This is a genomic window from Plebeiibacterium sediminum, from assembly GCF_026013605.1.
Lineage (GTDB): Bacteria > Bacteroidota > Bacteroidia > Bacteroidales > Marinilabiliaceae > Saccharicrinis > Saccharicrinis sediminus.
The window spans coordinates 1-12,919 of record NZ_JAPDPJ010000057.1 but is presented as its reverse complement, the minus strand read 5'-3'; the positions used below and the strand labels follow the sequence as shown (position 1 = coordinate 12,919).

General features: G+C 33.2%; 10 protein-coding genes. 7 read left to right on the top strand and 3 right to left on the bottom strand.

Annotation, left to right across the window (positions count from 1 at the left end):
• The first annotated feature begins 101 nt into the window (after nt 1-101).
• The 3 genes from OM075_RS18945 (at nt 102) to OM075_RS18935 (ending at nt 5,218) form a co-directional block, all read left to right on the top strand.
• Nucleotides 102-2,498: a glycoside hydrolase family 31 protein gene (locus OM075_RS18945; protein WP_301192115.1), complete on the top strand. Its 2,397-nt coding sequence runs from the start codon at nt 102-104 to the stop codon at nt 2,496-2,498.
• A gap of 10 nt (nt 2,499-2,508) precedes the next feature.
• The gene (locus OM075_RS18940) at nt 2,509-4,368 is read left to right on the top strand and encodes an alpha-amylase family glycosyl hydrolase (RefSeq protein WP_301192114.1); all 1,860 of its coding nucleotides are present in this window, start codon (nt 2,509-2,511) and stop codon (nt 4,366-4,368) included.
• Between the two features lie 211 nt (nt 4,369-4,579).
• Complete coding sequence (locus OM075_RS18935) at nt 4,580-5,218, top strand: DUF6515 family protein (protein ID WP_301192113.1); 639 nt, start codon at nt 4,580-4,582, stop codon at nt 5,216-5,218.
• Between the two features lie 94 nt (nt 5,219-5,312).
• Here OM075_RS18935 and OM075_RS18930 read toward each other — a convergent pair whose 3' ends face one another.
• The 3 genes from OM075_RS18930 to OM075_RS18920 all read right to left on the bottom strand — a co-directional run bounded on the left by OM075_RS18930 (nt 5,313) and on the right by OM075_RS18920 (nt 8,463).
• Complete coding sequence (locus tag OM075_RS18930) at nt 5,313-6,278, bottom strand: type I phosphomannose isomerase catalytic subunit (RefSeq protein WP_301192112.1); 966 nt, start codon at nt 6,276-6,278, stop codon at nt 5,313-5,315.
• A gap of 10 nt (nt 6,279-6,288) precedes the next feature.
• Nucleotides 6,289-7,362 (bottom strand): ROK family protein, encoded by a 1,074-nt coding sequence (locus OM075_RS18925; protein ID WP_301192111.1) that lies wholly within the window; start codon nt 7,360-7,362, stop codon nt 6,289-6,291.
• Nucleotides 7,363-7,464: 102 nt separating this feature from the next.
• Nucleotides 7,465-8,463 carry a LacI family DNA-binding transcriptional regulator gene (locus OM075_RS18920; protein WP_301192110.1) on the bottom strand — a complete coding sequence of 333 codons (999 nt, stop codon included), beginning with the start codon at nt 8,461-8,463 and terminating at the stop codon, nt 7,465-7,467.
• 292 nt (nt 8,464-8,755) lie between these two features.
• On the opposite strand from OM075_RS18920, the gene OM075_RS18915 reads away from it, so the two are divergent.
• The 4 genes from OM075_RS18915 to hydG all read left to right on the top strand — a co-directional run bounded on the left by OM075_RS18915 (nt 8,756) and on the right by hydG (nt 12,637).
• On the top strand, nt 8,756-9,130 hold the full coding sequence (locus OM075_RS18915) for a BlaI/MecI/CopY family transcriptional regulator (RefSeq protein ID WP_301192109.1): 375 nt from the start codon (nt 8,756-8,758) through the stop codon (nt 9,128-9,130).
• A gap of 2 nt (nt 9,131-9,132) precedes the next feature.
• Complete coding sequence (locus tag OM075_RS18910; protein WP_301192108.1) at nt 9,133-10,629, top strand: M56 family metallopeptidase; 1,497 nt, start codon at nt 9,133-9,135, stop codon at nt 10,627-10,629.
• A 132-nt stretch (nt 10,630-10,761) separates the two neighbouring features.
• Nucleotides 10,762-11,028: a CPF_0552 family protein gene (locus OM075_RS18905; RefSeq protein WP_301192107.1), complete on the top strand. Its 267-nt coding sequence runs from the start codon at nt 10,762-10,764 to the stop codon at nt 11,026-11,028.
• 175 nt (nt 11,029-11,203) lie between these two features.
• Nucleotides 11,204-12,637 carry a [FeFe] hydrogenase H-cluster radical SAM maturase HydG gene (hydG, locus tag OM075_RS18900; RefSeq protein ID WP_301192106.1) on the top strand — a complete coding sequence of 478 codons (1,434 nt, stop codon included), beginning with the start codon at nt 11,204-11,206 and terminating at the stop codon, nt 12,635-12,637.
• Nucleotides 12,638-12,919 lie beyond the last annotated feature (282 nt).

The following is a 12,919-nucleotide window of genomic DNA, read 5'->3' as shown; positions in this document are numbered from 1 at the left end:
TAAAATAGTGGATATTGCATTGAAAGAAGAGTGTCAGGATATATCATTTTATATGATACTGCCTTTTTGTTGGAGTATTTTTGATTGTAAATATGAATTCAATGTATAGAAATTTAAGATTTTTTGTTGTTTTATTGTCTACGACAATTGTTGTTTTGTACGGATGTACATGTAATCCGGAAGGGAGATATGTAAAAGATATTCATGAATTTGAAAATGGTATAAACATAGAAACAAATGATGCGAATATTCACTTGACAGCTTTGTCAGATCACTCAATTGAAGTTAATTATTTGCCAATGGGATATGAGGCAGCACCATCTTATGCCTTGGAAAAACATCTTGGTAAGGTAGAAACTCATCTTGAAAATAAATCAGATCATATTTTATTTTCTACGAATAACTTAAACGTTCACATCCAAAAATGTCCTCTAGCAATTTCTTATTTCTATAAAGATTCATTGCTGTTTAAGGAGGAACAAGGATTACTGTTTAATGATTCAATTAAAGGATTTAGAATGCAGCTTGACCCTGATGAGAAATTAATGGGTGGTGGTGAGCGTGTTTTAGGAATGGATCGAAGAGGAAATCGTTTAAGATTATATAACAGGGCTAGCTATGGCTACGAAACACACGCTGATTTAATGTATTATTCATTACCTATTGTTATTTCATCAAACAAGTACATGCTTTTGTTCGATAATGTAGCTGATGGATGGATGGATTTAGGAAAAACAGAAAAGGATATACTTCAATTTGAAACAAAAGGAGGAAGGCTAAGTTATGTGGTTGTTGGTGGAGAAGATTATCCATCTTTAACAGAAAATTATACTCAAGTAACGGGACATCAGCCAATGCCTCCACGTTGGGCCTTGGGGAATATTTCCTCACGGATGGGATATAAATCACAAAAGGAAGTTGAAGAAGTTGTTTCGACTTATCAAAAGCAACAAATACCTTTAGATGGTATTGTCTTGGATTTATTCTGGTTTGGTCCTGATGTAAAAGGCTATATGGGAAATCTGGAATGGGATAAACAAGCTTTTCCTGAACCGGAAAAAATGATGAGTGGATTAAAGAATAAAGGAGTAAAGACAGTACTGATTACAGAACCTTTTATTCTTAAAAATACCGGTAAATATGATGAGTGTATAGAGCAACAACTGTTAGGCACAGACTCGTTAGGGCAGCCATTTGTTTATGATTTTTACTTTGGTACAACTACTTTGCTCGATATTTTTAAACCAGAAACCCAGGAATGGTTCTGGGATATTTATAAAAAACATACATTAAGTGGAGTTGAAGGATGGTGGGGCGATCTTGGAGAACCGGAATTACATCCTTCAGAATTGCATCATGTTAACGGAAAGGCTGATTTGGTTCATAATGCATACGGACATGAATGGGCCAGGACGATTTTTAATGGATTTACAAACGATTTTCCCAAGAAACGACCAGTCATATTGATGAGATCCGGATTTGCAGGTTCTCAGCGTTATGGTATGATTCCCTGGAGCGGAGATGTAAGCAGAACATGGGGCGGGTTAAAGCCTCAGGTTGAAATATCCTTACAAATGGGATTGCAGGGATTGGCTTATATGCATTCTGATTTAGGTGGTTTTGCAGGTGATTATAAAGATGCAGAGTTGTATACACGATGGTTGCAATATGGTGTTTTTCAACCTGTATTCAGAACGCATGCACAGTCGGATGTGCCACCGGAGCCAATTTACTGGGATAAGAAAACTAAAAGTATTGCACGAGAATTTATTAAACTTCGATATCGTTTAACTCCCTATTTATATACAATGGTATATGAAAATGCAACCAAAGGAATACCATTGATGCGACCGTTGTTTTATGCAAGTGGAGATACGTCTTTGATTTCAAATAAAGCGAATTATCTGTGGGGTGATAATTTCTTGGTTTCACCTATTACCGAAAAAGGAGCACAAAACTGGAATGTGACGCTTCCTGAAGGGAGTAATTGGTATCATTTTTTTACAGAGCAAAAGTATAGTGGTGGACAAGTTGTGGAGGTATCTGTTACAATTAATGAAATACCTGTATTTGTTAAAGGAGGGGCTTTTATTCCGATGGTAAAGGCTTTTAGTAATATGGAAGCGTATTATACTAAAGATCTGACTTTGCATTACTATTATGATGCAGATGCTGAAAAATCAAAAGGGTATATGTATGATGATGATGGGAAAACAAACAACAGTTGGATAAATCATTTGTATGAAAAATTATTTTTTGAGTCCGAAAATGATGACCAAAAGATATCCATTAAGGTAACCAGAGAATCAAATGAATATGATGGGAAGCCGGAGGATCGAAATATTTCTTTTGTGATTCATAATGTAGTACAGAAGCCTAAACGAGTTTTAGTAAATGATGATTCGGTGCGATACATATACAATCAAAAAGAACATAAATTACTAGTCACCGGAGTGATGTATGGAGATAAAGAAATCAATATGACCATTAGAAAATAAAAAATCAGATATGAACAGGATATTAATTTTTATAGGAATTTTTGTTGCATTAATGTTTGTAGGCTGTCAACAAAAAACTGAAAAAGAATCAAAAGAGGATAAATCAAAAAAAGTTGTTGTTTACCAGGTTTTTACCCGATTGTTTGGAAATACAAATACTACTAATAAACCATGGGGAACAATTGAAGAAAATGGGGTAGGTAAGTTTAATGATTTTACAGATAAAGCATTAAGTGAAATAAAAGATCTTGGCGTTACTCATGTTTGGTATACAGGAGTACCTCACCATGCAACTATTACCGATTATACTAAATATGGAATTTCTAATGATGATCCGGATGTGGTTAAAGGTAGGGCAGGATCACCTTATGCAGTAAAAGATTATTATCAGGTAGATCCGGATTTAGCCGAAGATCCAGCTAATAGGTTAGAGGAATTTAAGGCATTGGTCATTCGTACACATCAACATGGTATGAAAGTAATTATTGATATTGTTCCAAACCATGTAGCCCGTAATTATCATGGACTAAATAATCCAGAAGGTGTTACTGATTTTGGTGCAGATGATGATACAACAGTTGAATATGCCAAGGATAATAACTTTTATTATGTAGTTAATGAACCCTTTAAAGTACCGGAACCATTGAATGGATATAAACCATTAGGAGGTGAGAAGCATCCAATGGCAGATGGAAAATTTGAAGAAGATCCTGCAAAATGGACAGGTAATGGTTCTCGTTTGTCTCAACCAAGTCATTATGATTGGTACGAAACAGTTAAAATCAATTATGGCGTAAAACCAGATGGCACTTTGGACTTTGATACGCTGCCTTCTGCTTATAGCAAGATGGACTATAAAGCTCATTTTGAATTCTGGAAGAATAAAGAAGTGCCAAATTCATGGAAAAAGTTTAGAGATATTGCATTGTTTTGGATTGATTTTGGCGTGGATGGATTTAGGTATGATATGGCGGAGATGGTTCCTGTTGAATTTTGGAGTTTTATGAATTCATCTGTAAAAATGAAAAATCCGGATGCCTTTTTATTGGCTGAGGTTTATCAGCCTAAATTATTCCGTGATTATATTCATAAAGGAAAAATGGATTATTTATATGATAAAGTAGATTTATACGATACTTTAAAGCACGTGATGCAAGGTTATGGATCCACCAATCATATTGCACCTATACAAAAAGCAGCAGAAGATATTGAGCATCATATGCTTCATTTTCTTGAAAATCATGATGAACAAAGAATTGCATCTCCTGAGTTTGCAGGTGACGCATTTAAAGGTATGCCTGCTATGGTTGTTTCTGCTACCTTAAGTACTTCTCCAACTATGATTTATTTTGGTCAGGAAGTAGGAGAGCCAGGTGCTGAAGAAGCCGGGTTTGGAGCTCCTTCCAGAACTTCTATTTTTGATTATATTGGTGTTCCACATCACCAGAGATGGATGAATAATGGTGCTTTTGATGGAGGACAATTGTCTGACAAAGAAAAAGAGCTACGAGACTTTTACAAGAGATTGCTCAATTTTACTATTAATAGTAATGCATTGATGGGGGAGTATGCAGAGATTCATGATTATAACAGAAAAAAAACGGAAGGTTATAATGACAAAGTATACGCATTTGTAAGATGGAGTAAAGAAGAAAAATTGATTGTAGTCTCTAACTTTGGTCAAGATAAGGTCCAATTTAATTTGAGAGTTCCAGCCTCTTTATTGGTAAAAATAGGAATTGTTGAGAGTATCGTAACCATAGAGGATCTGTTGTATCATCAATTCAAAACTTCAGTAAAAATTGATCATGATATGGAAATTCCTATTCAATTAGAATCAAATGTATCATATATTTTAAAAGTAAACTGACTTTAGTTTGAAATATTATCCTTTTGTTAAAAAAACAGTGTTGTTATAGGGTGTTTAATTTGCAGTAATATAGTTAGATATGGCTTTGGCCTGGTTTTTGGAAAGAGTTAGTCGAGGTTGATGAATTTACTTTATGAATTAATCAATCTTAATTCAATTGAATGGACTGTCGTGACGGGATGTTAAGTATTAACTAAAAAAAACTAAGGTCATGAAAAAAGGTATTTTAATATTTTTAGCTGCAACATTTGTTGTAAGTGTATCTGCTCAAAACAGAACCAGATATACCGAAAATAGGAATGAAAACCATAAAGAGGAAGTTGCCAAAAGATCTCAAAGAGGTCAACGAACTTCAACGTATAACAAACAAAATTCATCACGTAGAATTAATGATCTGGATCGTTTGGATAGATTTTCAGATAGAGATAGATTAGCCTATAACCAAAAGAAAAAAAGTGACAACTACACTAAGGGCTATAATTCGAATAAATATGATTCAAAACACAGTGACAAACACTATGTAAATTATAATAAGAAACATTCTCATGGTGTTGTTGCCTGCCATGATTACAATAGACGAGTTACACATTTACCAGGTAATCATGTACGAATTAAATTTAATGGTATTACTTTATTCTTTACGGATGGCGTATTTTATAAAAATCACAGAGGTTATTATGAACAAGTAACACCTCCGGTTGGAGCAGTAGTTCATCATTTACCAATCTATGCAGAAAGAGTTTCCATCGAAGGACGAATCTACTATGAATTTAGAAATACATTATTTAAAAAAATAGAAACCAATCATGGTTATGCCTATGAAGTTGTAGGTCAGTTAAACTGGAATTAACAGTATTGTTTGTATTAGTATATTACATAGCAAAGCCCCTCAATAATTTAAGGGGCTTTGTTCTTTTTGAATATATAATGTGTAGTAATTGAAATTAAATATAAACTTCAAGTAATTCTGCATTTCCTGAAACAGAAATATCTTTAATACATGCAGGAATTAGAGCTGTTTCCATCATATTTAACGAAATAGTTTCGTTTTCAAATTGTATAGAACACTCACCACCCACATTCATAAGAATAACAAAAGAATCAACAGAGTCATAGTTCTTCGATAATTCACCATTAACCTCAATAAAATTTGTGGTAAAATATTGACATTGAGCTACGTTTACGCTTTGATTTTTTAATGGAGTATAATCCACTTTTCCAGATTCATTATCAGAGAAATTCATTGCATCCATTGCAAGTTCGTGATGTAACTCTCTTGGATTACCAAATTTATCCGTTCTGTCAAAGTCGTAAATTCTGTAAGTAATGTCTGAAGTTTGTTGAATTTCAGCAATTAGGTTTCCTCTACCAATAGAGTGAACCTTTCCTGCAGGAATAAAGAATGTATCTCCTTTTTGAGTATTATGCATTTGCATTAAACTCATGATATTTTTATTCTGGTGTAATTCTTCAAATTCTTTTGCTGAAGTTACTTTTGAAAATCCGGAAATTAAACTTGCGTTTTCTTCTGCTTCGATAACATACCACATTTCAGTTTTACCAAAAGAATTATGTTTTATTTTGGCAAGCTCATCATTTGGATGTACCTGAATGGATAAATCATCGTTTGCATCAATATACTTTAATAATAAAGGGAATTTACTTCCAAATTGAGCATAAACTTTATCTCCAATTAGCTGGCCTTTGTATTCATTGATCAGTTCAACCAGGTTTTTCCCTTTTAAATCTCCGTTTGAAACTACGGAAAGATCATTTTCTAATCCGGAAAGAGTGAAGTTTTCACCAATCTTTGTGTCAGCCTCAACCGCAATGTTTAATGTTTCAGGGATTTTTGAACCACCCCAAATCATTTCCTTTAAAATAGGACTAAATTTTAATGGATATAACATATTCTTATTTTTATTTATCTAACATTTTTAATGCATATGCATACGCTCCAAGTGCGATGGCTTCACTAGCATCTATTTTACTTGTTGCGATAGCAATTTTTTGTTCTTTGTTATAAGGTATTGTTTTCTCTGAAAAGGGAACTTTGATTGTTACCGATGTTGATTTGAAAAATTCGGCAGCTTCATCTTTGTTATCTATAAAGTAAACATCATGAACCAAACGACTTTGTCCACAATCAAACTTACCTCTTAAAATATTCATAGCTTCAGGCATAAAAAGCTCACTAGCACCAGTAATTCCTCCGCCAATAACTACAATACCGTCAAATAAAGTAATTAGCGTAGCAAGTGAATCTCCCAGATGTCTTCCAAACTCTTTAAATGCATTTTTAGCTGCTTCACTATCACCCTCTACTTTTCCTAAGGCAATTTTGTAAATGTCTACAGGCATATGGTCTTTTTCCTTCTCACCAGATAGATTTTTATACGTATTAATAATAGCTCTGGTGCTAACACCTTCTTCTGCATTTTTATCAGGTGATATAGAGTTTGCTATTAGCCAAACCTCAGAAGCAATGCTATTGTCGCCAGTAATTAAAGTCCCATCATGAACTAAACCTGCACCAAAACCAGTTCCAAGAGTTACTCCAATTAAATTCTTGTATTGTTTTTCGCTTTTGTTATTGATTTCAGGAAGAATACCACCCAAAGCTTCTCCGTATGCATAAAGGTCTCCATCATTTTGAATAAATACCGGAATATTAAACTGTTCGTTTAGCATATCAGCCAAAGCAATACCACCTCTGAATCCAGGAAGATTTCCTAAATCGCCAATAATTCCGTTAGGGTAATCTGCAGGACCAGGAAATGCAAAGCTAATTGCAACTGGCTCCTCATTTAATTGAGATTTTACCTTATTAAAACCATCAATTATGGTATGTAGACATTTCTCAAGTTGATCTCCGTATGAAGGAGACGTAATAGGGTCAATAAGTAGTTTGCCACCTTGTATTGCATTGAATACAAAGTTAGTTCCCCCTGCATCAAGGGTAAGGACAATTCTATTATCGTAATTAATATTCATTTTATTAATATTATGGATTTATTTAGTTGATTTTAAATTGTTTTATTAAACCGGTTTAGTAAATGGATTGAGTAATATAAATAATGTGTACTCATTTTAATTTTATCTTGTTATTATGGATGTATCTAACTGAATTCCTTCGTGTTGGTTATTGTTATCAATTTGATCACAAAGCATATTAACTGCAAGGTTTGCAATATCCTCGCTGGGCTGTAGTGCTGATATAACCCTGGGAGTTGAGTAATCAAAAAGATCCAGATTATCAAAACTGGCAAAATCAAGCTGATCTTTGTATTCCGGATATAATGTGTTAACGGTCCAAATAGCTTCAGCAGTAAGTACGTTGTTTAAAAATAGAATTGCAGTTGTTGGATTTTCTCCTTCAACCATATTAGAAATGACTTGTTTAATCCCATTTTTAATGTCAGTAGGTTCAATTTCAAAAATTAAATCTTCATTTACTCCAATTTCAGAGGTCGTTAAAGCATCCTTATAGCCATTTATCCTGTTAACTATGTTTGGTAAATATGATGTAATTGAAACCAGTGCAATCTTTTTATGACCTTTTTGAATTAGTAACTCAGTTAATTGTTGCGCTGTTTCAAAGTTATTTATACCAATAAAAGGTTTATTCATATTAGGAAGAAACCTGTCAAAAAATACTGATGGATAATCTTTACCAATTATTGATGTAAGTTGATTGTAGTTTTTTGATGCGCTTGCTAAAATGATTCCATCAATTTGTCGCGCCTTAAAGCTTTCAATAATATTCGTTTCCTTTAAAACATCTTCATTGGTATTAGCAACCATTACTGAATAGCCTTTCTTTTCAGCAACAGTTTCTATTTGCTTTGCAATTTTTCCAAAAAATGGGTTTGAAATGTCAGGTACAATAAAGCCTATTGTAAATGATTTTCCTAAGGAGAGACTTCGGGCAATATAGTTTGCTTTGTAATTGTTCTCACGAGCAACTGCAAGAATTTTTTCCTGAGTTTTCTGGCTAATATTTTTTTCATCACCTCTTCCATTTAAAACGAATGAAACAGTAGTCTTTGAAACGCCTGCCAACTCAGCTATTTTATTTATCGAAATCTTTGTCATGTTTTAGTAAAACGGTTTAGCAAAAGTATATAATTATTTCAAAATCAGAAGAAATTATTTTATTAATTTTAAGGATGATGGATTTAAAGTAATGAAAAACAGGTATTAAAGGGATTGTGTGTTGGTTGGAGGATTAATGAATTTATAGTTTGAACTAAAATAATAGTTTAAAAGTTTGCTTTTCTGATTGTCAAGGATTATTTTTGAACTAGTGATTTAGTTGAATTGAATGTGAGGTTGATGAAATTGAAACATGTTTACTGTTTCAATAACCTTTATTATAGAATATAAAATGAAAGAATTAACAAAAGCAGAAGAACAAGTGATGCAAATAATGTGGGAATTAGGCAAAACCACAGTAAAAAGCATTATAGACAAAATGCAGGAACCCAAACCTGCTTTTAATACCATTTCTACTATAGTCAGAATTTTAGAAACAAAAGGTTTTGTAGATCATGAAAAGGAGGGTAGAGGATACCTTTATTTTGCAATAGTTTCAAAAGAGGCTTATCGTAAAAAGTTTATGAAACGATTTGTATCTAATTATTTTCAAGGTTCATTAAAAGAATTGGTATCGTTTTTTGCAAAAGAAGATAAAATGGATATTGAGGAACTTGAGGAGTTGATGAATGATATTAAAGATGAATTAAAAAAAGAAAAAGAATAGATATGGAAACATTTATACAATATCTAATGGAGTCATCGCTGATACTTGGTGTATTGACTATCTTTTATCGTTTGGTTCTTCATAATGAACGAATGTTTCATTTTAATAGAGTTTATCTACTCTTATCATTATTGCTGTCGGCAGTAGTTCCTTTAGTACATTTTGCAACTCCTTTAAATACTGAAAATCAAACACAGGGAATCTCATACTTGTTGGGATCTATTAATGTGTATTCCGGACAGGTGCAAGAAGCTGTTGTACCAGTAATTGTAAGATTTCAGATGTTTAATTGGTTGTATTTAATAGGAGTAGTATTGCTAATGGCCAGGTTGCTTTATGGATTTGTTCGATTGGGCGGACTCTCCAGAAGTGCAGTCTGGACAAAAATTGAAGGATATAGAGTGGCTGATTTGCCTGGTCGTTTTAATCCTTTTTCATTCTTTCATGTCATTTTTGTGAATCGATCATTATATACAAATGAAGATTTGAATAAAATAATGGATCACGAAAAAGCTCATGTTCGATTCAAACATTCACTAGACGTTTTAATTACCGAAGCACTTTTAATTATGCAATGGTTTAATCCTTTTGCCTGGATAATCAGACGCTTATTGAAGGAACTTCACGAATTTCAGGCAGATAAAGAAGTATTAAGTAAAGGTACTTCTATTAGCCAGTACAAAATGTTATTGTTATTTCAGGCTTCCGGAATTAGACTGTTGCCTGTTAATAATTTTAACCAGTCTATTACAAAAAAAAGATTCAAAATGATGACAAATAATTCATTAAAAAATTACGGTGTTATAAAAGCAATTATTGCGTTAATGGTTGTATCCTCAGTAACTTTCTTTTTTGCATGCGATAATGAGTATGAAGAAGAGGGCGCTGAAAACATAGAAAATCAACTAAAAGGAACAGGTAGTGCTCTCGATGATGAGGTAGCTTATACTGTTGTTGAAAAAATGCCTGAGTTTCCAGGAGGAGAAATGGAATTGAGAAAATTTATTGCGATAAATGTAAAATATCCGGTAAAGGCTCAGGAACTGGGTATCCAAGGGCGTGTATATGTAAGTTTTGTTGTAGCGAAAGATGGATCAGTAAAAGATACAAAAATAGCACGAGGTGTACATGAAACAATTGATGAAGAAGCGATACGAGTTATAAAAGCAATGCCTAAGTGGGAACCGGGAATGAAACAAGGTGAATACGTAAATGTAAGCTTTACCGTTCCTATTAATTTTGTTTTAGAAGGAGCAGCTAAAAATGAATCAGTAGTTGGGTCAGCAAAACAACCACTTTTAATTGTTGATGGCAAGGAAATAGATTATAATGAACTTGAAAAAATTGATCCAAAGCAAATTGAATCAATTGACGTGCTAAAAGAGCAATCGGCTATTGAAAAATATGGTAAGAAAGGTGAAAATGGTGTAGTTATAGTAAATACAAAATTTACTGATGCAGAAAAGAATACAGTTCATGTGGTAAGCTACGCAAAATAAGGTAATAAGCATTGACTTTATAATTTACCAGAAACCATCAGTTGAATAAGCTGGTGGTTTTTTTGTATATGATTTACTTGAATAATTCATCTACTTCGTTTAACTTTTTGTAGAATATAAATTTCTTAAGCTATGTCAATGCAATCTGGAATTACAATTTTGGGAGTAAGAATCTATGATAGAATCAAAGAAGCTGGCGAAGTGCAACAGGTTCTTACTAAGTATGGATGTTCAATAAAAACTCGTTTAGGCTTGCACGAAGTTACTGATGATTTTTGTAGTAAAAGTGGTTTAATTATTCTTGAACTATTTGGAGATATTCAGGAACAAGTAAAATTAGAACAAGAATTGATTATTATTGATGGAGTTGATGTTCAAAAGATGCTATTCTCAACTTAGATTTCAGATATAATAAGTTAATGATCTTGGAGAGATATTGATTAAGGAATGATTTAAAGTATTGAATATTAGTGCATTTGTAATAGTGGTTTAAGTCTGAAGTGTTTTATTCGGTATTCTGTTGCCTTTATGTCCTTAAAAGCAGTTATTTTTGCATTCTAAAAATTATGCTAAAATGTCAATAATCTATCATCCTCAAAAATATAAGATAGAAGATCGTTCAATGGAGAATTTTATCGATTCAGATGAAATTCACGAAATACTAGAGGCCAAAAAGAATCCAACTGCTGATGAGGTACGTGCTGTTATTAGTAAGTCTTTGAATAAAGAAAGACTCTCACTTCAGGAGACAGCTATATTGATAAACGCAAAAGATCCGGAATTAATCCATGAAATTAAACAGGCAGCCAAGGAATTAAAAGAACGGGTTTACGGAAAACGAATCGTTCTTTTCGCTCCTTTATATGTAGGTAATTTATGTATTAATAATTGTTCTTATTGTGGTTTTCGTGCCGAGAATAAGTCTCAGAAAAGGGTTACGTTATCTACTGAAGATCTCAAAAATGAAGTGAAGGCATTGGAAGATGCAGGTCATAAAAGATTAATTTTAGTTTATGGCGAGCACCCAAAATATAATGCGCAATATATTGCAGACACTGTTAGAACTGTTTATTCTGTCAAGCATAAAAATGGCGAGATTCGACGAGTAAATATTAATGCAGCTCCATTAGATATAGAAGGTTTTAAAACTGTAAAAGAGGCAGGAATAGGAACTTACCAGATTTTTCAGGAAACTTATCATCGAGAGACTTATTTAAAAGTTCATAAAAGCGGACTGAAAAGAGATTACGACTGGAGAATTGCAGGCTTAGACAGAGCCATGGAAGGGGGGATTGATGATTTGGGAATTGGAGCCTTGCTAGGATTGTATGATTGGCGATTTGAAGTGTTAGGATTACTTCGGCATGTAAATCACTTTGAAGCAGTTTATAATGTTGGTCCGCATACCATTTCCTTCCCACGTATAAAGGATGCGTCCGAAATGAATATTGATAATAAATGGATGGTGTCGGATGAGGACTTTACTCGTTTGGTTGCGATCTTGAGATTGGCTGTACCGTATACCGGTTTGATTTTAACAGCTCGTGAACCTGCTGAAATTAGAGATGAAATCATGCAATTTGGAGTTTCTCAGATTGATGGAGGAACAAATATAGAATTGGGAGGTTACTCTCAGAAGGAGGTTAAGCAGGATATTGATCAGGAACAATTTGTAATAAATGATAATCGTTCATTAAATGAAGTAATGGAGGAATTGGTGGGTAATGGTTTCATTCCTTCGTTTTGTACGGCATGTTACAGATTAAATAGAACAGGCGAACATTTCATGGAGTTTTCAGTACCTGGCTTTATTAAAAGATTTTGCCAGCCTAATGCTATGTTGACTTTGGCTGAGTATCTAGAGGATTATGCTCCTGAGCAAACTAAAATTAAAGGTTATCAATTAATAGCAGATGAATTGGATAAATATGAAGATGATCGCTTTAAATCGAAGTTGGAGGAACGTTTAGAAAAAATTAAACGTGGAGAACGGGATTTGTATTTTTAATACCATCTTGTATTTAATAAATAAGAAAAGATAAAGAAGGTTGATTGTTGAACTAACAGAAACAATCAGCCTTCTTGTTTTTTCAAAAAAAAACTTTCGCTAATTAACCACTTGACAAAAAGTGGTTTACTTGTTAACTTTGTTTTTCTGCAAAATAAATAATTCAATTTTGTTTGGAAAGTAAAAATAAAGTCTCTTTCTTTGCACCCGCTTTGAACGAAAGGCGAGATAAAAAGATGACATAATGATAACTTTATAAGGGATGAAAAACCTAATACAGAG